Source organism: Gordonia sp. w5E2 (assembly GCF_036540975.1).
Taxonomy (GTDB): Bacteria; Actinomycetota; Actinomycetes; order Mycobacteriales; family Mycobacteriaceae; genus Gordonia; species Gordonia jacobaea.
Map to the genome: position 1 here is coordinate 2,283,301 of NZ_CP144213.1, position 18,712 is coordinate 2,302,012.

Below are 18,712 nucleotides of genomic sequence, written 5' to 3' on the forward strand. Positions count from 1 at the left end.
AAGACGCAGAGGGTCCCGACGGGGCCTTACTCAGGGAAGTGGTTCAGGCGGTGGTCGTGAGCCATCCGACGACGACGTCGCCGATCATTCTGCGCAGGTGAGCGCGGTGCGACGTCTCGGTCAGATCGACGTCGAAGAGGTAGCCGAACGTGTAGCGATTGGCCACCTGGAACACGCAGTACGAGCTGATCACCAGGTGGACATCGAGTGCACTGACGTCGGTCCGGAACAGGCCGGCTGCACGACCGTCGGCGAGTATTTCGTCGAGGAGCGACGTCGCGGGCGCGCTCAACTGCGGGAGGTCGGTGAGTCTCCGGATGAAGTCACCACGATGGATGTTCTCGATCGAGACCAGGCGGATGAAGTCGTCGTTGTCGATGTGATGGTCGAAGGTGACTTCGGCGAGTCGTCGGATCGCCTCGATCGGATCGGCGTGGTCGACGCGCAACTTCTGTTCCGCCTGACGGATTCCTCGGTACGCCCGGTCCAGAACCGCCAGGTAGAGGCCCTCTTTGCCGCCGAAGTAGTAGTAGATCATCCGTTTGGTGGTGCGCGTGCGTTCGGCGATCTCGTCCACACGGGCGCCCGAGTATCCCGACTCGGCGAAGACCTCGGTGGCAATGTCGAGCAGTTCTGCACGCGTGCGCTCGGGATCGCGCTGGAGTTCGGATTTCGGCTTGGCGGCCACGGTGGGAGCTTACTTGCGAGGTGTCTGTCCATGACGAACCATTGCCACCGCAATGTACCAATTGGTACATTGATGTGATGAAGACCTCGATTGCGACCGTCTCGGTGTCTGGCTCACTCGTCGAGAAACTGCACGCGTGCGCCGACGCGGGGTTCGACGGCGTGGAGATCTTCGAGCCCGATCTGATCGCCGCAGACCAGTCCCCGGAGGAGATTCGAGCTCTCGCACACAGGCTCGGGCTGGCGCTGTACCTGTATCAGCCGCTACGCGACATCGAAGGTGTCAGCGAGGCGAGATTCGCCGACAATCTGCGACGCGCGGACGCGACATTCGCCACCGCTGCGCGACTGGGTATCGACACGGTCCTCGTGTGCAGCAATGTCGCCACCGCAACGATCGACGATGACGCGGTGTCCGCCGATCAGCTCCGACGCGTCGGCGATCTCGCGGCCGGACACGGCCTTCGCATCGCCTTCGAAGCCCTCGCCTGGGGACGGTTCGTCGACGACTACCGGCGTTCATGGCGCATCGTCGAGCTCGCCGACCATCCGGCAGTCGGCCTGTGCCTCGACAGTTTTCACGTGCTCTCGCGCGGGCACGATCCGTCGGCGATCCGAGCGATCCCGGGGGAGAAGATCTTCTTTCTCCAACTCGCCGACGCCCCGGCACTGTCCATGGACGTGTTGTCGTGGAGTCGGCACCATCGCCTGTTCCCCGGCGAAGGCGCGTTCGATCTCGAGGACTTCGTCGGTCATGTCCTGGCTGCCGGATACACCGGCCCGCTGTCGTTGGAGGTCTTCAATGACACGTTCCGACAGACCGACCCCGTACCGACGGCGGCGCACGCGCATCGGTCGCTGCTGTGGTTGCAGGATCGGCTCGACCTGATCGACATCCCGGATCCCAAGCCCCCGACAGGATTCGACTTCGTCGAGATCAAATCCGAGGACACCCGCGAGGTCGAGGCCATGTTGCACCAGCTTGGCTTCGTCGGCCGCGGCCGACATCGCAGCAAGCCGGTCACGTTGTGGACGGCGGGTCACGCGCGAGTGGTTCTCAACGAGCAACAGGCGCGCGACGAGTCGCCGCACATCGCGGCCATCGGACTCCAGGTATCCGACCCGGACGCGGTGAGCAGACGCGCCTCGATCCTCGGTGCGCCTGCGGTCAATCGGCGCACACACGCGTCGGAGCACGCGTTCGGCACGACGGTCGTGCCCGGCGGCACCGAGGTCTTCTGGACGGGCGCGACCGCCGACTCGCCCCGCTGGGTCGACGAGTTCGACGACGGACTGCCGACGACAAGCACGACGATTCGCGCGATCGACCACGTCAACCTCACCCAGCAGTGGGAGACCGCCGACGACGCACGGCTCTTCTTGATGAGCGTGTTCGGTCTCGACGCCGACGACCCGGTCGAAGTGCCAGGACCGCGCGGGTTGATCCGCAGCCAGGTGCTGCGCTCTGCGGACGGTGCCGTCCGGGTTCCGCTCAACGTCGCACCGCACGTCCTCGACTCCGAGGCGATCGCGCAGCATGTCGCGTTCGCCTGCGATGACGTGCTCGGACTCGCGCGTCGCGCACACGACGCCGGCCTGCAGTTCCTGCGTGTCCCGGACAACTACTACGACTACGTTCGCGGGCGCTTCGGTGTCGCCGAGGATCTGCTGGCGCGCCTGCGCGAACTCGGCGTGCTTTACGACCGCAGCTCCGATCCGGCCGGCGGCTACCTGCTGCACTTCTATACCCGCACGGTGGGCCGGGTCTTCTTCGAATTCGTCCAACGGTTCGACGCCTACGACGGATACGGCATCGACAACGCACCCGTGCGGCTCGCCGCACAGCACTGACGCCGGGGCTCGCCGCGCAGCAGTGACGCCGCGGCCCTCCGAGTAGCGTGAGTGGCATGCTCACAGCTCCGTTGCCCGATGAATTCGCGCGTCGTCGCGAGCGTTTTCGTGCACTGATCTCGACCGGCCCCGAACCCGTCGACGTCTTCGTGGTCTCCGATCTCACCAACATCCGCTACCTGAGCGGGTTCACGGGCTCGAACGCCGCGCTGTCGATCTCCGCCGCGGGCAGCGACGGCGACCGCATCTGCACGGATGGGCGCTACATCACACAGGTCGCCGAGCAATCGGGCGACCTCGTCGCTGTCATCGCGCGCAACTGCACCGAAGAGCTCGTCGGAGCCGCGCTCGTATCGGGGGCGTCGCGGGTCGGCTTCGAGTCGGACATCCTCACCGTTGCGACCCACGCGAATCTGACAGGTGGTCTCGCGCAGGGGAGCGAACTCGTCGGACGGACCGGCCTCGTCGCCGAGTTGCGTGAGGTCAAAGACGACGCAGAGGTCGAACTGCTGCGGCGTGCGTGTGCCATCGGCGACGTAGCGCTCGCCGAGATCATCTCCGACGGCGTGATCCGCGCCGGCGCGACCGAACGCGAGGTGGCACGCGCGCTCGAGAACGCGATGTTCCGGCACGGCGCCGACGAGATCTCCTTCGAGACCATCGTCGCGGCCGGTGCCAACTCGGCGATCCCGCATCATCGCCCGACGTCGGCGGTGCTCGCCGACGGTGACTTCGTGAAGATCGACTTCGGGGCGGTCGCAGGCGGCTACCACTCGGACATGACCCGCACCTATGTGCTCGCGCGCGCTGCGGACTGGCAGCGAGAGATCTACGACCTGGTCTTGACGGCACAGACCGCGGGCCGTGAGGCGCTGAAAGCGGGTGCCGACCTGAGGTCGATCGACGCCGCTGCGAGGTCGGTCATCGACGACGCGGGTTACGGGGACCAGTACGTCCACGGACTCGGCCACGGCGTCGGACTCGAGATCCACGAAGCGCCCGGCATCGGAAAACTGGCGACGGGTACACTACCTTCCGGCGCAGCGGTGACTGTGGAGCCCGGTGTCTACCTCCCCGGAAGAGGTGGCGTCCGGATCGAGGACACGCTCATCGTCACAGATGGCGAGCCCGACCTGCTGACCACCACCGACAAGACCTTTACCGTCATCTGACGGCCCGCGCACCCCGATGCGCAGGAGATGCACACATACCGACGTAGAAGATTGAGGAACTGATTCATGGCGACCACCGCCGATTTCAAGAACGGTCTCGTACTCCGCATGGACAACCAGCTTTGGCAGATCCTGGAGTTCCAGCACGTCAAGCCCGGCAAGGGGCCTGCGTTCGTGCGTACGAAGATCAAGAACGTGCTCAGCGGTAAGACCGTCGACAAGACGTTCAACGCGGGCGTCAAGGTCGAGACCGCGACCGTCGACCGTCGCGACATGCAGTTCCTGTACAACGACGGCACCGACTACGTCTTCATGGACGCCCAGGACTACGAGCAGTACCCGATCGCGCCGGAGACCGTCGGCGACGGTGCGCGCTTCCTGCTCGAGAACATGACCGTCCAGGTTTCCCTGAACGAGGGTCAGCCGCTCTTCGTCGAGCTCCCGGTCACCGTCGAGCTCACCGTCACGCACACCGACCCGGGCCTGCAGGGCGACCGGTCGACCGGCGGCACCAAGCCGGCCACGGTCGAGACCGGCACCGAGATCCAGGTGCCGCTGTTCATCAACACCGGCGACAAGCTGAAGATCGACTCGCGCGACGGCAACTACCTCGGCCGCGTCAACAGCTGATCACCAATCTCGGTCAACGAAGGTAGATCAGTGAAGCAACCCGGAACCCGGCACAAGGCTCGCCGGCGCGCAGTGGACCTGTTGTTCGAGGCTGAGGCCAAGCAGGTCAGCCCCGCGCAGCTCGTCGCGGAACGGCGCGAGTTCGTACGCGACGACGAGAGCGTCGGCGAGATCCACGACTACACCGCGACGGTGATCGAGGGACTGGCCGACGATCAGACGCAGATCGACTCCGTCGTTGCGTCGCATCTGAAGGGCTGGACCCTGGAGCGGCTTCCCGCCGTCGACCGTGCGATTCTCCGTCTCGCGACGTGGGAGCTCTTCAACTCGACCGACGTCGATCCGATCGTGATCGTCGACGAGGCCGTCGAATTGGCCAAGGAACTGTCCACCGACGACTCACCCGCGTTCGTCAACGGTGTGTTGGCAAAGATCGCCGAGCTCGCCCCGCAGGTGCGGGCAGCGCAGGCGGCCGGGTCCGACGGGCAGGGCTGAACAGCCCGATGCCTACCGGCGTGTAGAGTATTCGGCGACAGACATCCTTTAACGATCCGTCCAGTGAGGCGGAGAAGGAGGTCCATACATGGGCGAACGTGTTCTGCTCGACGCCGCGGATGTGTCCCGCACCATCGCGCGCGTCGCGCACCAGGTCATCGAGAAGACGGCTCTGGACTCACCTGATGCACCCCGCGTGGTGATCATCGGAATCCCGACGCGCGGAACGACTCTCGCCAATCGGCTGGCCGCGAGGATCAAAGAGTTCTCCGGCGTCGACGTTCCCGTCGGATACCTCGACATCACGCTCTACCGCGACGATCTCCGCGCCAAACCGCACCGCCCGCTCGAACGCACGATGGTGCCTGCCGGTGGCGTCGACAACGCGGTCGTCGTACTCGTCGACGACGTGCTCTACTCGGGCCGAACCGTTCGCGCCGCACTCGACGCGCTGCGCGACCTCGGCCGTCCCGCCGCGGTCCAACTCGCAGTCCTCGTCGACCGCGGCCACCGCGAACTACCGCTACGCGCCGACTACGTCGGCAAGAACATCCCCACCTCGCGTGACGAGACCGTGTCGGTCCACCTGACCGAGCACGACGGCGTCGACGAGGTTGTGCTCGGCTCGAAGGGGTCGGGCGACGAGCAGGCGGCTCAGTGATGCGCCACCTACTCTCGACTGCCGACCTGACCCGCGACGACGCCACCGATCTTCTCGACGAGGCCGAGCGCTTCGAACAAGCGCTGACCGGTCGCGAGATCCGCAAACTCCCGACGCTGCGCGGACGCACCGTCATGACGGTGTTCTACGAGAACTCCACTCGCACAAGGGTTTCCTTCGAAGTCGCGGGCAAATGGATGAGCGCCGACGTCATCAATGTGAGCGCGTCGAGCTCGTCGGTCAACAAGGGCGAATCGCTGCGCGACACCGCAAAGACGTTGCGGGCGGCGGGAGCCGATGCGCTCATCGTGCGGCATCCCGCGTCGGGCGCGGCACATCAGATCGCGGCGTGGACATCCGGCGGATTCGGCCCCGACGGCCCGGATGCGGAAGGTACCGGACCTGCGGTGATCAACGCGGGCGACGGCACCCATGAGCACCCGACGCAGGCGCTTCTCGACGCGCTCACGCTCCGCCAGCGACTCGGCAGCATCGAGGGACGTCGGATCGCCCTCGTCGGCGATGTGCTGCACTCGCGCGTCGCGCGGTCGAATGCGCACCTGCTCTCCACACTCGGCGCCGACGTCGTGCTGGTCGCGCCGCCGACGTTGCTCCCGGTGGGAGTCGACGAGTGGCCGGTCGAGACGTCGGGCAACCTCGACGCCGAACTACCGGGCGCCGACGCCGTGATGATGCTGCGGGTGCAGGCGGAGCGCATGAACGGTGGCTTCTTCCCGTCCGCGCGCGAATACTCGGTGCGCTACGGCCTCAACGAGCGTCGGATGGGGTTGCTGTCCGACGACGCCGTCGTGCTGCATCCGGGTCCGATGCTGCGCGGCATGGAGATCGGCTACTCGGTCGCCGACTCGCCGCGCGCGACCATTCTCGAACAGGTGCGCAACGGCGTGCATGTCCGCATGGCGGTGCTCTTCCGGCTGCTCGCGGGCACAGAATCAGGAGGTGCGCTGTGACCGGCCCCAGCTCGGCAGCAGGATCGGTTGCCACCGGATCAGTGCTGATCCGCTCGGTCCGCCCGTACGGCGAGGGCGACCCGGTCGACGTGCTTGTCACCGACGGCGAGATCGCGGAGATCGGAACGTCGATCGACGCCCCGGACGACATCGAGGTCGTCGACGGTAACGGCGCCATCGTGCTGCCGGGCTTCGTCGACATGCACACGCATCTGCGTGAACCCGGCCGCGAAGACACCGAGACGATCCGAAGTGGTTCTGCCGCAGCGGCTCTCGGTGGATATACGGCCGTGTTCGCGATGGCCAACACCGCGCCCGTCGCCGACAACTCGACGGTGACCGACAACGTCTGGCGTTCCGGACGCGAAGTCGGACTCGTCGACGTCTACCCGGTCGGGGCCGTCACCGTCGGACTCGAGGGCAAGCAACTCGCCGAGATGGGCATGATGGCGTCGGGAGCCGCAGGCGTCCGCATGTTCAGTGACGACGGAAAGTGCGTCTCCGACCCGCTGCTCATGCGGCGTGCGCTCGAATACGCCAAGGGACTCGGCGTGCTCATCGCCCAACACGCAGAAGAGCCACGCCTCACAGTCGGCGCCGTCGCGCACGAGGGCCCGACGGCGGCACGGCTCGGACTCGCGGGCTGGCCGCGCGCGGCCGAGGAGTCGATCGTCGTCCGCGACGCCCTGCTGGCACGCGACGCCGGGGCGCGGGTGCACATCTGTCACGCGTCGACCGAGGGCACCGTCGCACTGCTGCGCTGGGCCAAGGAGCAGGGGATCGACGTGACCGCCGAGGTCACACCGCATCACCTGCTGCTCGACGACTCGCGGCTGCAGACGTACGACGCCATCAACAAGGTCAATCCGCCGCTGCGTGAGGAGCGCGACAAGGTCGCGCTGCGTCAGGCGTTGGCCGACGGGATCGTCGACTGCGTCGCGACAGATCATGCGCCGCATGCCGCGCAGGAGAAGTGCTGCGAGTTCGCGCAGGCCAAGCCGGGAATGCTCGGCTTACAGACCGCGCTGCCCATCATCGTCGAGACCATGGTCAACCCGGGCCTGCTCGACTGGCGAGGCGTTGCCCGCGTTATGAGTGAACGTCCGGCACAGATCGTCGGGCTCACCGATCAGGGCCGCCCGGTCGCCGTCGGCGAACCCGCGAATCTGACGCTGGTCGACCCGGAGACGTCGTGGGTGGTGCACGGGCGCGAGCTCGCTAGCCTTTCCGACAACACCCCCTACGAGTCGATGTCGATGCCCGCCACCGTCGTGGCAACACTGCTGCGCGGCGTGGTCACGGCGCGCGACGGCGAGGTGACACGGTGAGTGCGTCGGAGATCCTCATCGTGATCGTCGTCGTGCTGGTGTGGCTGGGACTGATCTCACTGGTGCTGCGCGGATGGCGCAACCGAGGCCGTGGCCAGGCAGAGTTGATCGGCGAGATGCCCGTGGCTCCAACCGAACTCGGCGAGCCGCAGCTCGGCCCCGACTCCGGTTTGTACGTCGGTTCGACGCTCGCGCCGAGTTGGCAGAACCGGGTGGCCGTCGGCGACGTCGGCGATCGTGCCACCGCAACCATCTCGGCCTACCCCGACGGTGTGCTGCTCGAACGGCGTGGTGCCAGCGATATCTGGATTCCGCGTTCGTCGATCACCGCCGTCCGCACCGAGCGCGGACTCGCGGGCAAGGTCATGACGGCCGACGGACTGCTGGTGATCCGCTGGGTGCTGCCGACGGGAACCGAAATCGATTCAGGAATACGTGCCGACGACAAGACCGTCTACCCGGGATGGGTGGCCGCATTCGACACACAGCCCGATACAGAACAGAGGAAAGACCAATGACCGCAGCGGTTCTGGTGCTCGAAAACGGCCAGGTGTTCCGCGGCCGGGAATACGGCGCCGTCGGCGAGACGCTCGGCGAAGCGGTGTTCTGCACTGCGATGACCGGCTATCAGGAGACACTGACCGACCCCAGCTACCACCGTCAGATCGTCGTCGCGACCGCCCCGCAGATCGGTAACACCGGCTGGAACAACGAGGACGGCGAATCGACGGGCAGTGCGGGCAGTGAGGGCGAGGTCGGCGACTCGGGCAAGATCTGGGTTGCCGGGTACGCGGTGCGCAATCCCACACGGCGCGTGTCGAATTGGCGCGCGACCACGTCACTGGAGGCGGAGCTCGAGCGTCAGGGCATCGTCGGTATCTCGGGTATCGACACCCGGACCGTAGTGCGTGTGCTGCGCGACCACGGATCGATGCGGGCCGGGGTCTTCTCCGGTGCTGCGCTCGCAGACGACGACGAGCTCATCTCCCGGGTGCGTAGCCAGCCGTCGATGAAGGGCGCGAACCTCGCCGGCGAGGTCAGCACCGACACCGGCTACCTCGTAGAACCGGGCTCCGATCCGCAATTCACCGTTGCCGCAATCGATCTCGGTATCAAGACCAACACCCCACGCATGTTCGCCGAACGCGGAGTCGCGGTACACGTGCTGCCCGCGGACGCCGGATTCGACGCGATCGCCGAGCTGAAGCCCGACGGCGTGTTCCTGTCGAACGGCCCGGGCGACCCGGCGACCGCCGACGATGCCGTCGAGCTGACCCGTCAGGTCCTCGGAGCCGATCTGCCACTGTTCGGCATCTGCTTCGGTAACCAGATCCTCGGCCGCGCATTCGGCCGGAACACCTACAAGATGAAGTTCGGCCACCGCGGCATCAACATCCCGGTGATCGACGCTGCGACCGGCAAGGTGTCGATCACCGCACAGAATCACGGCTTCGCGCTCGAGGGCGAAGCGGGCGAAGAGTTCGACACCGACTTCGGACGTGCCCGCGTCAGCCACGTCTGCGCCAACGACGGAACCGTCGAAGGCGTCGAATTGCTCTCCGGCCGAGCGTTTTCGGTCCAATACCACCCAGAAGCGGCGGCCGGTCCACACGACGCCGCCTATCTGTTCGACAGATTCGTCTCCCTGCTGGAGGCTGATCGCGCCAACGGAACGAGGTCCTAATGCCGCGCCGCGACGACATCAATCACGTCCTGGTGATCGGCTCCGGCCCGATCGTCATCGGACAGGCCTGCGAGTTCGACTACTCGGGCACCCAGGCGTGCCGCGTCCTCAAGGCCGAGGGCCTGCGCGTGAGCCTGGTCAACTCCAACCCGGCGACCATCATGACCGATCCGGAGTTCGCCGACGCCACCTACATCGAGCCGATCACGGCCGAGTACGTCGAGAAGGTCATCGAGGCCGAGCGCGACGCCGGTCATCCGATCGACGCGGTACTCGCCACCCTCGGTGGGCAGACTGCGCTGAACACCGCTGTGGCCCTGCATGATCGGGGTTCTCTCGAGAAGTACGACATCGAACTGATCGGTGCCGACTTCGACGCCATCCAGCGCGGCGAGGACAGGCAGATGTTCAAGGACATCGTCGCCAAGGTCGGGGGAGAGAGCGCACGGTCGCGCGTCTGTCACACCATGGAAGAAGTGCGTGAGACCGTCGCCGACCTCGGGTATCCCGTGGTCGTGCGCCCGTCGTTCACGATGGGTGGCCTCGGTTCGGGTATGGCCTACAACACCGACGACCTCGACCGCATCGCGGGTGGCGGCCTCGCGGCGTCGCCGACCGCCAACGTGCTCATCGAGGAGTCGATCCTCGGGTGGAAGGAATACGAGCTCGAGCTGATGCGCGACAACCGCGACAACGTGGTCGTCGTCTGTTCGATCGAGAACGTCGACCCGGTCGGAGTGCACACCGGCGATTCGATCACCGTCGCACCGGCAATGACCCTGACCGACCGCGAATACCAGAAGATGCGCGATCTCTCGATCGACATTCTGCGCGAGGTCGGCGTCGACACCGGCGGCTGCAACATCCAGTTCGCGCAGGACCCGCGCGACGGACGACTCATCGTGATCGAGATGAATCCGCGAGTGTCCCGTTCGTCGGCATTGGCTTCCAAGGCAACGGGTTTCCCGATCGCCAAGATCGCCGCGAAGCTCGCGATCGGCTACAGCCTCGACGAGATCACCAACGACATCACGAAAGAGACCCCTGCCTGCTTCGAGCCGACGCTCGACTACGTCGTGGTCAAGGCGCCGCGTTTCGCGTTCGAGAAGTTCCCCGGCGCCGACGACACGCTGACCACCACGATGAAGTCGGTGGGCGAGGCGATGAGTCTCGGACGTAGCTTCGCCGAGGCGTTCGGCAAGGTGATGCGCTCGCTCGAGACCAAGGCGGCCGGATTCTGGACCGAGCCGAACCGACCCGATCCGGCGACCGTCGACCTCGAGGCCCTGCTGGAGGAGATCGCGACGCCCAAGGACGGTCGCATCTACAAGGTGATGCTCGCGTTCGACGCCGGAGCCACCATCGAGCAGGTCTACGACGCCACCGCCATCGACCCGTGGTTCCTCGCCGAGATCGCGGGGATCGGGGCGCTCGGCGCGCAGATCCGTGACGCCGACGAACTCACCGAGGATCTGCTCCGCGACGCGAAGTCGAACGGCTTCTCCGATCGTCAGATCGCGGCTCTGCGTGACGATTTCGCCGACGAGAATGCCGTTCGCGCCCACCGTCACGGGCTCGGCGTCCGACCGGTCTACAAGACCGTCGACACCTGTGCCGCGGAATTCGAGGCAAAGACGCCGTACCACTACTCGACCTACGAGCTCGATCCCGCGGCAACCAGCGAGATCGCTCCGCAGACCGAGCGGCCCAAGGTGCTGATCCTCGGCTCGGGTCCCAACCGCATCGGCCAGGGCATCGAGTTCGACTACTCGTGCGTGCATGCGGCGCTGACCCTGTCGGAGGCCGGCTACGAGACGGTCATGGTCAACTGCAACCCGGAGACGGTCTCGACCGACTACGACACCGCCGACCGCCTCTACTTCGAGCCGCTGACCTTCGAGGATGTGCTCGAGGTATACCACGCGGAGTCGGAGTCGGGCACGGTCGCGGGAGTGATCGTCCAACTCGGCGGACAGACACCGCTCGGACTCGCCGACCGTCTCGAGGCCGCCGGGGTGCCGATCGTCGGAACCAGCCCTGCGGCAATCGATCTCGCGGAGGACCGTGGCGAGTTCGGCAAGGTACTGACCGACGCCGGACTGCCCGCGCCCGCGTTCGGTACGGCCACCTCGTTCGAGGAGGCACGCGACACCGCCGCCCGGATCGGCTACCCGGTACTGGTGCGCCCGTCCTACGTGCTCGGCGGTCGCGGCATGGAGATCGTGTACGACGAGGCATCGCTCGCCGACTACATCTCGCGCGCAACAGAATTGACGCCCGACCACCCGGTGCTCGTCGACCGCTTCCTCGAAGACGCGGTCGAGATCGACGTCGACGCGCTGTGCGATGGCACCGAGGTGTACATCGGTGGCGTCATGGAGCACATCGAGGAGGCCGGTATCCACTCCGGCGATTCGGCGTGCGCGCTGCCGCCGATCACGCTGGGCCGATCGGATCTCGAGATGGTCCGACGCTCGACCGAGGCATTGGCCAAGGGTATCGGCGTGCGCGGACTGATGAACGTCCAGTACGCGCTCAAGGACGACATCCTGTATGTCCTGGAGGCGAATCCGCGTGCCAGCCGCACCGTGCCGTTCGTGTCGAAGGCGACGTCTGTCCCGCTCGCAAAGGCGTGCGCACGCGTCATGCTCGGCGAGACCATCGCCGAACTGCGTGAGCAGCAACTGCTGCCTGCCACCGGAGACGGCGGCACCGCGCCGATCGACGCTCCCATCGCGGTCAAAGAAGCGGTATTGCCGTTCAACCGCTTCCGCCGCTTCGACGGCACCGGAGTCGACGCGCTGCTGAGCCCGGAGATGAAGTCGACGGGCGAGGTCATGGGAATCGACGCCGATTTCGGGCGGGCGTTTGCCAAGTCGCAGACCGCGGCATACGGCTCACTGCCCACCCAGGGCGCCGTCTTCGTGTCGGTGGCCAACAAGGACAAGCGCGCTCTGCTCTTCCCGGTCAAGCACCTCGCCGACCTCGGGTTCACCATCCTGGCCACCGAGGGCACCGCAGAGGTGTTGCGGCGCAACGGAATCGTCGCGACGACAGTGCCCAAGCACTTCGAGGCCAAGCCGGGGGAGCGCACGATTGTCGATGCGATTCTTGCCGGTGAGGTCGCGATGGTGATCAACACGCCCTACGGCCAGTCGGGTCCGCGCGTCGACGGTTACGAGATCCGCAGCGCTGCAGTCACCGCGGGAATTCCGTGCATCACCACCGTGCAGGGAGCCAGCGCAGCGGTCCAGGGCATCGAGGCCGCGTTGCGAGAAGAGATCGGCGTCGAATCGCTGCAGCGTCGGCACGCAACGTTGATCAACGAGGGGTGATGAGTGTGACACGTTCGGACACAACAGGTTTCGCGGTTCATTACCGATCTGCTGTTGCCGAACGTGGCAGGCTGTGCGCCGGGATCGACCCCCACGTCGAGCTGCTCGAGCAGTGGGGGTTGCCCGTCGACACCAGCGGACTGCGGCAATTCGCCGACATCTGCGTCGACGCGCTCGGCCCGGTCGCAGCCGTGATCAAACCGCAGGTGGCCTTCTTCGAGGCGTTCGGCGCCGCGGGATTCGCGGTGTTGGAGTCGGTCATCGCGGGGTGCCGGGCGGCGGGTGCCGTCGTACTCGCCGACGCCAAGCGCGGCGACATCGGCTCCACGATGCAGGCGTACGCGCACGCGTGGCTCGACGAACGGTCACCGCTGTGCGCCGACGCCGTCACCGTCTCGCCGTATCTGGGATTCGGCTCACTGTCGCCCGCGATCGACGCCGCGCGCAGCGGTGGGCGCGGTGTCTTCGTGCTCGCGCGCACGTCCAACCCCGAGGGTGCCGGCCTGCAGCTCGCCACGACGGGCGACCGGACCGTCGGACAGACGATCGTCGACGACGCCGCTGAACAGAACGCTGACGGATCGGCGACGGTCGGGCTTGTCGTCGGAGCAACTCGTGCGCACGGGCTCGATCTGAGCGCACTGAACGGCCCCATCCTGGCTCCCGGTCTCGGAGCGCAGGGTGCGACGGCCGCCGACCTGCCCGAGGTCTTCGACGGCGCCGACCCTGCGTGGGTGCTGCCCGCGAGTTCCCGCGGCGTGCTGCGCGCCGGCCCCGACGTTGCGGCGCTGCGGGCGGCGTTCGCGGTTGCTCGTGACGAGGTAGAGGCCGCCCTGGGCTGATCGTCGGATTCTCGACGACGAGACGCCCGCCCGACACATCCGTGCCGGACGGGCGCCTGCTCGTTCCTATCACCACAGGTCATAGACGGCGTTCGCGTTGGGGAATCCGCTCGCGACCGAGGCATTGACGAAGTAGTGACCACCGGTGGTGCCGGTCATGTTGGTGTTCACATCGCCGCGCACGTTCTCCAGCTCGTAGATCGCACGCGGGCCGAAGGCGCCGACCTGATAGTTGACGAACACCGTCTCCGACGCCGCGTTCGGTGCACTGGCGGTGACGACCTCACTGGCACCCGGGGCCAGAGCGAACTGAGGCGCGTTGATCCACTGACCGGAGCCCGGTGTGCCGCCCGCGTAGAACTCGGTGTGATCGGTGTGGTTGGTGATCGTCATGGCGACGGTCGGCTCTCCCGGATGGTTCACGGGCAAGGTGCCCGCGTGTGCCGCGCCGACTCCGGCGGCTGCCAGTGTGCCGGCGATTCCGAGTCCTGCGACGACGGCCGCGGTGCGGATTGCGAAGGTCTTGCGGTGACGCGGCGTGGTCTGCCCGGTGCTTGCGGTGTTGCCGGTCTCGGTGCTTGCGGCGGCGGTGTTGGTCTCAGGGGTGGTGTTGTTGGCGTTCATGGTGTTTCTCCTTGCGACGGGGCCGCGTCCTTTGGGGGCGTGGTCGCTGTTTCTGACACCAATGACTTTGCCGCTCAGAAGCCCTTCGCAACCTCCGCCTACGGGCTGATCAGCAGGATGATCAGCGCATCCCCCGATCGGTGGATGTGGGCGTCGGCACAGCAGAACGTCGAGGACGCAGGCGCGCGACACGCTCAACGAGTGCATCAATTCGCTGAGTTTGTCGGTCGCAACTGCTGTCACAGCAGTACCAGGCAGGATTCGACGAGCATCGACGACTTCGGGGCGTCGGAAACGATCGTGTCACGGAGCCGGGTCTGTGACCTGCGGGTTTATTCGGATTCGTGGTCTGTCACAGCGAACGCGTAGGCTCTGCCGGGTCGTCGGTGAGCAGGGAGTTTCCGAACCCTCTACATCACCGAGGCCGACCGAAAACGCGGGGGTGCCTCTCGCAAATGCCTGTTCAGATGGGTACGGTCGCTTTCGCTGCAGTCATTCGAGGTGATGTCGCCCCAGATCGGGGCGAGTACACGTCGGGACCCGCGGCCACACGCCGCCGGAGCCTGCCCCGGGCGCCGGTGTAGTCAGTTCGAGAACGAAAGACGGAGGAACCCGTGGCGCTTCCCCAGTTGACAGACGAGCAGCGCGCCGCTGCGTTGGAGAAGGCAGCTGCCGCTCGCCGAGTACGCGCCGAGCTCAAGGAGCGTCTCAAGCGCGGCGGCACCGATCTCTCGCAGGTGCTCAAGGATGCCGAGACCGATGAGATCCTCGGCAAGATGAAGGTCTCGGCTCTGCTCGAGGCGTTGCCGAAGGTTGGCAAGGTCAAGGCGCAGGAAATCATGACCGAACTCGAGATCGCCCCGACGCGCCGCCTGCGCGGCCTCGGCGATCGTCAGCGCAAGGCGCTGCTCGAGAAGTTCCCGTCCTGAGCGGGCAGAACACACACACGAGGGGCCGACTGGTTATTCTGGTCGGCCCCTCGGCCGTGGGTAAGTCGACCGTCGTGAGACGAGTCCGCGAGCTCGTGCCAACCCTGTTCTTCAGCGTCTCCGCCACGACGCGCGCGCCGCGCCCCGGCGAGGTCGACGGCCGCGACTATTACTTCGTTTCCGACGCCGAGTTCGATCGCATGATCGCCGACGACGAGTTCCTCGAGTGGGCAGAGATCCACGGCGGACTCCAGCGATCGGGCACGCCGGCGAAGCCTGTCGAAAACGCGCTCGCCAAGGGACAGCCGGTACTGTTGGAGGTCGACCTGGCCGGCGCACGCAACGCGGTACGCCGACTTCCCGAGGCCATCACCGTCTTCCTCGCGCCGCCGAGTTGGGACGATCTCGTCGAACGACTCGCAGGTCGCGGCACCGAAACACCCGAGGCGGCACAGCGTCGTCTCGAAACCGCCAGAACCGAAATGGACGCGCAGGGCGAGTTCGACCACGTGGTGGTCAACAACGAAGTCGACTCAGCCGCCCGCCAGTTGGTATCCTTGCTGGTTGGATCCGACAATACAAAGCAGGAGTTCGCGTGAGCACGCAGACCAATTTCGACACCCCCGAGATCGTCGACGCACCGTCGTACGACACACCGCTCGGAATCACCAATCCTCCGATCGACGATCTGCTCGAGCGCGCATCGTCGAAGTACGCCCTGGTGATCTACGCGGCAAAGCGCGCACGTCAGATCAACGACTACTACAACCAGCTCGGCGACGGCATCCTCGAGTACGTTGGCCCGCTCGTCGAGCCGGGTATGCAGGAGAAGCCGCTGTCGATCGCCATGCGTGAGATCCACTCGGATCTGCTGCAGCACACCGAGGGCGAGTAGTACCCACAGGAGATGACCACTCCGGGCGCCAAGCGGCGCATTCTGGTCGGCGTCGGCGGCGGTATCGCCGCGTACAAGGTGTGCTCGGTCATCCGACACTTCACCGAGGCCGGACACGAGGTGCGGGTCATCCCGACTCGTGCGGCCCTCGAATTCGTCGGCGCGGCGACCCTGGAGGCACTGTCGGGTCATCCGGTGTCCACCGAGGTCTTCGAGCACGTCGACGAGGTGCCGCACGTCCGATTGGGGCAGGGCGCCGACCTGGTGATCGTCGCGCCTGCCACAGCCGACCTCATGGCGCGGGCCGCGACGGGGCGCGCCGACGACCTGCTGACCGCGTCGCTGCTGACGGTCACGTGTCCGGTGATGTTCGTGCCCGCCATGCACACGGAGATGTGGGAGCACCCCGCAACGCAGGCCAACGTCGCCACGTTGCGTGAGCGCGGCGCCACCGTCGTGACACCGGCCTCCGGAAGGCTGACCGGTCGCGACACCGGTGCCGGACGCCTACCCGAGCCGCAGGAGATCGCGCTTCTCGGCGAACTGCTGCTCGACCGCTCCGACGCGCTGCCATACGACCTGGCCGGAGCGCGCATCGTGATCAGCGCCGGAGGCACCCGCGAACCGCTCGACCCCGTGCGCTACCTCGGCAACCGCAGTTCGGGCAAGCAGGGATTCGCTCTCGCACGCGCCGCAGCGCAGCGCGGAGCCCACGTGACCGTCGTCGCGGGTTCGACCAACGAGGCGGGCGAACCGGCAGGCGTCGACGTCGTCCACATCGAGGATGCGCGAGAACTCGCCGACGAGATGACCAAGCGTGCCGCAGACGCCGACGCGGTGATCATGGCGGCGGCCGTCGCCGACTTCCGGCCGATCACCGTCAACGACACCAAGATCAAGAAGAACGACGACGGCCCCGCGCCGATCGAGCTGACGACCAATCCGGATATCTTGCGGGGTCTCGTGCAGTCCCGCGAGTCCGGAGCCATCCCGTCCGAGGTCGTGATCGTCGGCTTCGCGGCCGAGACCGGAGACGAACACGGCGGCGTGCTCGACCATGGCCGCGAGAAGCTGCGCCGAAAGGGCTGCGATCTACTCGTCGTGAACGCGGTCGGCGACGGCAAGGCCTTCGGAACCGAGGACAATACCGGCTGGTTACTCGCAGCGAACGGCAACGAAACGTCGCTTCCGTACGGTTCGAAAACACTCATGGCGAGCCGAATACTTGACGAAGTTCACGCTTTGCTGCCTGATTAGGTTCGCGCTCCACCTCGTCAATCGGATGTCGGGACGAGTGTGTAGGTTTGTAATCCACGAGACCACCAACGGCGATCATTCGAATTGCCGTGTGCTCCCAGTGGGGGGACACATGTTTGAGAGGATCAGATGACCAGCTCTGCGTCACGCCTGTTCACCAGTGAGTCGGTCACGGAGGGCCATCCGGACAAGATCTGCGACGCCATCAGCGATTCGGTCCTCGACGCGATCCTCACCGACGACCCGAAGGCCCGCGTTGCCGTCGAGACCCTCGTCACCACCGGGCAGGTTCACGTGGCAGGAGAGGTCACGACGACCGCCTACGTCGATATCCCCGGCATCGTCCGCAGCAAGATCCTCGAAATCGGCTACGACTCGTCCACCAAGGGCTTCGACGGCGCGTCGTGCGGTGTGAACGTGGCAATCGGCGCTCAGTCGCCCGATATCGCGGGCGGTGTGTTCAACTCGCACGAGAGCCGCAGCGGCATCTCCGAGGACGAGATCGACGCTCAGGGCGCGGGCGACCAGGGACTCATGTTCGGGTACGCCACCGACGAGACACCCGAGCTGATGCCGGTGCCGATCGCGCTCGCCCATCGACTGTCGCGTCGGCTCACCGAGGTTCGCAAGAACGGCACGCTGCCGTACCTGCGACCCGACGGCAAGACCCAGGTCACCATCGAATACGACGGCGACAAGCCGGTCCGACTCGACACCGTCGTCGTCTCGACGCAGCACGCAGCCGATATCGACCTCGAGAAGATGCTCACCCCCGACATCAAGTCGCAGGTGATCGATCCCGTCCTCGCCGAGCTGGATCTGCCCGGCTTCACCACCGAGGGCTACCGACTGCTGGTCAACCCCACGGGCAAGTTCGTGCTCGGCGGCCCCATGGGCGACGCCGGCTTGACCGGACGCAAGATCATCGTCGACACCTACGGCGGCATGGCCCGCCACGGTGGTGGTGCCTTCTCGGGTAAGGATCCGTCGAAGGTCGACCGCAGCGCGGCGTACGCCATGCGCTGGGTCGCCAAGAACGCTGTCGCTGCCGGTCTCGCCAGCCGCATCGAGGTGCAGGTCGCCTACGCCATCGGCAAGGCAGCTCCCGTCGGACTCTTCGTCGAGACCTTCGGCACGGAGAAGACCGATCCCGAGGTCATCCGCAAGGCGATCTCCGAGACCTTCGATCTGCGGCCGCTCGCGATCATCCGCGATCTCGACCTGCTGCGCCCGATCTACGGCCCGACGGCGGCCTACGGCCACTTCGGACGCACCGATCTGGACCTGCCCTGGGAGAACACCGACCGGGCCGACAAGCTGCGCTCGGCAGCGGGTCTCTAAGACATAAGCC

The 18,712-nt window shown here is 66.3% G+C and carries 18 protein-coding genes; 16 read left to right on the plus strand and 2 right to left on the minus strand.

Annotated elements, in window-relative coordinates:
- Window positions 1-43 precede the first annotated feature (43 nt).
- Complete coding sequence (locus RND64_RS10430; RefSeq protein ID WP_331436626.1) at window positions 44-688, minus strand: TetR/AcrR family transcriptional regulator; 645 nt, start codon at window positions 686-688, stop codon at window positions 44-46.
- Window positions 689-765: 77 nt separating this feature from the next.
- On the opposite strand from RND64_RS10430, the gene RND64_RS10435 reads away from it, so the two are divergent.
- From RND64_RS10435 to pyrF, 11 genes are all read left to right on the plus strand, one after another.
- Window positions 766-2,538: a bifunctional sugar phosphate isomerase/epimerase/4-hydroxyphenylpyruvate dioxygenase family protein gene (locus tag RND64_RS10435; RefSeq protein ID WP_331436627.1), complete on the plus strand. Its 1,773-nt coding sequence runs from the start codon at window positions 766-768 to the stop codon at window positions 2,536-2,538.
- A 56-nt stretch (window positions 2,539-2,594) separates the two neighbouring features.
- Complete coding sequence (locus RND64_RS10440; RefSeq protein ID WP_049697271.1) at window positions 2,595-3,710, plus strand: M24 family metallopeptidase; 1,116 nt, start codon at window positions 2,595-2,597, stop codon at window positions 3,708-3,710.
- 66 nt (window positions 3,711-3,776) lie between these two features.
- The gene (efp, locus tag RND64_RS10445) at window positions 3,777-4,340 is read left to right on the plus strand and encodes an elongation factor P (protein ID WP_049697272.1); all 564 of its coding nucleotides are present in this window, start codon (window positions 3,777-3,779) and stop codon (window positions 4,338-4,340) included.
- 30 nt (window positions 4,341-4,370) lie between these two features.
- On the plus strand, window positions 4,371-4,835 hold the full coding sequence (gene nusB, locus RND64_RS10450; RefSeq protein WP_049697273.1) for a transcription antitermination factor NusB: 465 nt from the start codon (window positions 4,371-4,373) through the stop codon (window positions 4,833-4,835).
- Window positions 4,836-4,923: 88 nt separating this feature from the next.
- Window positions 4,924-5,496: a bifunctional pyr operon transcriptional regulator/uracil phosphoribosyltransferase PyrR gene (gene pyrR, locus RND64_RS10455; protein WP_049697274.1), complete on the plus strand. Its 573-nt coding sequence runs from the start codon at window positions 4,924-4,926 to the stop codon at window positions 5,494-5,496.
- Window positions 5,496-6,467, plus strand: a complete 972-nt coding sequence (locus tag RND64_RS10460) for an aspartate carbamoyltransferase catalytic subunit (RefSeq protein WP_049697275.1) — start codon at window positions 5,496-5,498, stop codon at window positions 6,465-6,467. Before pyrR ends, RND64_RS10460 begins: the two co-directional genes overlap by 1 nt.
- Window positions 6,464-7,795, plus strand: coding sequence for a dihydroorotase (locus tag RND64_RS10465; protein WP_049697276.1), 1,332 nt, complete (start codon window positions 6,464-6,466; stop codon window positions 7,793-7,795). The genes RND64_RS10460 and RND64_RS10465 overlap by 4 nt, the downstream gene beginning before the upstream one ends.
- Complete coding sequence (locus RND64_RS10470) at window positions 7,792-8,313, plus strand: PH-like domain-containing protein (protein ID WP_049697277.1); 522 nt, start codon at window positions 7,792-7,794, stop codon at window positions 8,311-8,313. Before RND64_RS10465 ends, RND64_RS10470 begins: the two co-directional genes overlap by 4 nt.
- Window positions 8,310-9,479 (plus strand): glutamine-hydrolyzing carbamoyl-phosphate synthase small subunit, encoded by a 1,170-nt coding sequence (gene carA, locus RND64_RS10475; protein WP_049697278.1) that lies wholly within the window; start codon window positions 8,310-8,312, stop codon window positions 9,477-9,479. Before RND64_RS10470 ends, carA begins: the two co-directional genes overlap by 4 nt.
- A complete protein-coding gene (gene carB / locus RND64_RS10480) occupies window positions 9,479-12,814 on the plus strand; it encodes a carbamoyl-phosphate synthase large subunit (RefSeq protein WP_049697279.1) in 3,336 nt (1,111 codons plus the stop codon). Before carA ends, carB begins: the two co-directional genes overlap by 1 nt.
- Window positions 12,814-13,656, plus strand: coding sequence for an orotidine-5'-phosphate decarboxylase (gene pyrF / locus RND64_RS10485; RefSeq protein ID WP_049697280.1), 843 nt, complete (start codon window positions 12,814-12,816; stop codon window positions 13,654-13,656). Before carB ends, pyrF begins: the two co-directional genes overlap by 1 nt.
- A gap of 69 nt (window positions 13,657-13,725) precedes the next feature.
- Here pyrF and RND64_RS10490 read toward each other — a convergent pair whose 3' ends face one another.
- Window positions 13,726-14,280, minus strand: a complete 555-nt coding sequence (locus RND64_RS10490) for a hypothetical protein (protein WP_235434262.1) — start codon at window positions 14,278-14,280, stop codon at window positions 13,726-13,728.
- Window positions 14,281-14,894: 614 nt separating this feature from the next.
- On the opposite strand from RND64_RS10490, the gene mihF reads away from it, so the two are divergent.
- From mihF to metK, 5 genes are all read left to right on the plus strand, one after another.
- The gene (gene mihF, locus RND64_RS10495) at window positions 14,895-15,209 is read left to right on the plus strand and encodes an integration host factor, actinobacterial type (RefSeq protein ID WP_005173231.1); all 315 of its coding nucleotides are present in this window, start codon (window positions 14,895-14,897) and stop codon (window positions 15,207-15,209) included.
- Window positions 15,206-15,808: a guanylate kinase gene (gmk, locus tag RND64_RS10500; RefSeq protein ID WP_197500791.1), complete on the plus strand. Its 603-nt coding sequence runs from the start codon at window positions 15,206-15,208 to the stop codon at window positions 15,806-15,808. The genes mihF and gmk overlap by 4 nt, the downstream gene beginning before the upstream one ends.
- Window positions 15,805-16,104, plus strand: coding sequence for a DNA-directed RNA polymerase subunit omega (gene rpoZ / locus RND64_RS10505; protein WP_005202695.1), 300 nt, complete (start codon window positions 15,805-15,807; stop codon window positions 16,102-16,104). The genes gmk and rpoZ overlap by 4 nt, the downstream gene beginning before the upstream one ends.
- Before the next feature lie 12 nt (window positions 16,105-16,116).
- The gene (coaBC, locus tag RND64_RS10510) at window positions 16,117-17,361 is read left to right on the plus strand and encodes a bifunctional phosphopantothenoylcysteine decarboxylase/phosphopantothenate--cysteine ligase CoaBC (RefSeq protein WP_049697283.1); all 1,245 of its coding nucleotides are present in this window, start codon (window positions 16,117-16,119) and stop codon (window positions 17,359-17,361) included.
- A 129-nt stretch (window positions 17,362-17,490) separates the two neighbouring features.
- Window positions 17,491-18,702, plus strand: coding sequence for a methionine adenosyltransferase (gene metK / locus RND64_RS10515; RefSeq protein WP_005202699.1), 1,212 nt, complete (start codon window positions 17,491-17,493; stop codon window positions 18,700-18,702).
- Window positions 18,703-18,712 lie beyond the last annotated feature (10 nt).

Excerpts from the sequence above, each read along its gene's own strand:
- RND64_RS10435 (WP_331436627.1), top strand. The coding sequence starts at position 766 with ATGAAGACCTCGATTGCGACCGTCTCGGTGTCTGGCTCACTCGTCGAG.
- RND64_RS10440 (WP_049697271.1), top strand. The coding sequence starts at position 2,595 with ATGCTCACAGCTCCGTTGCCCGATGAATTCGCGCGTCGTCGCGAGCGT.
- efp (WP_049697272.1), top strand. The coding sequence starts at position 3,777 with ATGGCGACCACCGCCGATTTCAAGAACGGTCTCGTACTCCGCATGGAC.
- pyrR (WP_049697274.1), top strand. The coding sequence starts at position 4,924 with ATGGGCGAACGTGTTCTGCTCGACGCCGCGGATGTGTCCCGCACCATC.
- RND64_RS10460 (WP_049697275.1), top strand. The coding sequence starts at position 5,496 with ATGCGCCACCTACTCTCGACTGCCGACCTGACCCGCGACGACGCCACC.
- carA (WP_049697278.1), top strand. The coding sequence starts at position 8,310 with ATGACCGCAGCGGTTCTGGTGCTCGAAAACGGCCAGGTGTTCCGCGGC.
- carB (WP_049697279.1), top strand. The coding sequence starts at position 9,479 with ATGCCGCGCCGCGACGACATCAATCACGTCCTGGTGATCGGCTCCGGC.
- pyrF (WP_049697280.1), top strand. The coding sequence starts at position 12,814 with ATGAGTGTGACACGTTCGGACACAACAGGTTTCGCGGTTCATTACCGA.
- RND64_RS10490 (WP_235434262.1), bottom strand. The coding sequence starts at position 14,280 with ATGAACGCCAACAACACCACCCCTGAGACCAACACCGCCGCCGCAAGC.
- coaBC (WP_049697283.1), top strand. The coding sequence starts at position 16,117 with ATGACCACTCCGGGCGCCAAGCGGCGCATTCTGGTCGGCGTCGGCGGC.
- metK (WP_005202699.1), top strand. The coding sequence starts at position 17,491 with ATGACCAGCTCTGCGTCACGCCTGTTCACCAGTGAGTCGGTCACGGAG.